We start from the raw sequence: 1,369 nt of genomic DNA on the forward strand, positions 1-1,369 counted from the left end.
CCATCTGTGGACGCCCCAAAAGACGCAAGCGGTTTTTGGAGGTAATGCACGTAGTCGGATGCTGCCATCTGTCCGGCCTCTGATGCAGCATCGGAGGCTGCGGGCCCGTATGGGAGTTCGCGGACCGGAACCACATCACCCACAGCGTGCTCGCGGCACGGTGGAAAGCCCTGGTTCTTCCGGCCCCGTCTCGCCGACTGTTGTGCCATACCCTCCTTCGACCGACTACGCCTTCCGGCGACCTCTGGTCCGCCTTGGCTTACGCCGCGGCTGCGACCGGAGCTCTGTAATCCTCTTCCTTCACAAGCACGGCCCAGATGATCCGCGCCGTCTTGTTGGCAAGGGCAACCGTGACCAGCATACGCGGCTTCCTGGCCATCATCTGCTCGAGCCATGAGCCTTGAGGCGCGCCTCGCTTGCTGGCCTGCAGGACCACCGCACTGCAACCTATGATGAGCAATCGCCGCAGCGTGCGCTCGCCCATTTTGGAGATCGAGCCCAGCTTCTGCTTGCCACCCGTCGACATCTGCCTTGGCGCCAGCCCTAACCACGCCGCAAAATCCCGTCCTTTGGTGAAGGTTTCTGCTGGCGGTGCAAGAGCCGCCAATGCGGTGGCCGTTATGGGCCCAACCCCGGGTATCGTCATAAGCCGCCTCGCGACGGCATCCTCACGAGCCCGGCGCGCAATCTCCTTGTCGAGATCGACGATCTTCTCGTTCAGCTCCTCCAGCAGGTCGAGCATCGTGCGGAACATCGCCCTGGCTGCCTCGGGTAGCGACGAAGCCATCTCGTCCTCAAGCAGATCGCCGAGCATCGCGACGTGCGACGGGCCTTTGGGCGCTACCCAGCCATATTCGGTCAGATGACCTCGGATGGCATTGATCAGCTGGGTGCGCTGCCGCACCAGCAGATCACGGGTCCGGAACACCAGACCTGACGCCTGCTGCTCTTCACTCTTGATCGCCACGAACCGCATGCTCGGGCGCTGGGCGGCCTCGCAGATCGCCTCCGCATCCGCCGCATCATTCTTGTTCCGCTTCACGAACGGCTTCACATACGCCGGCGGGATCAGCTTCACCTCGTACCCCAGCCGTGTCAGCTCTCGGCCCCAATGGTGCGCGCCCCCACACGCTTCCAGCGCGACCGTACAACGCCGGTGCCCGGCAAAGAACTCCAGCAACTTCCCTCGGCTGATCTTGCGGCTGAACAGCGCTCGCCCGCTCGCATCCGCGCCGTGCGCTTGAAAAACATGCTTGGCGATATCCAGACCGATTATGCTAACTTCCGACACGGACGCCTCCTCTAGTGGTGTTACAACACCTCCACTATGGCACATCGATGCCGCCGGGGGGCGTCCACCCCATCACCC

At 63.1% G+C, this 1,369-nt stretch carries 1 protein-coding gene; it reads right to left on the bottom strand.

The annotated features are described in order from the left end of the window. Positions 1-259 precede the first annotated feature (259 nt). A complete protein-coding gene (locus QUB37_RS29665; RefSeq protein ID WP_333168818.1) occupies positions 260-1,291 on the bottom strand; it encodes an IS110 family transposase in 1,032 nt (343 codons plus the stop codon). Positions 1,292-1,369: the final 78 nt, after the last annotated feature.

The sequence above is a fragment of the Microcoleus sp. AT3-A2 genome (assembly GCF_036705685.1).
GTDB lineage: Bacteria > Cyanobacteriota > Cyanobacteriia > Cyanobacteriales > Microcoleaceae > Microcoleus.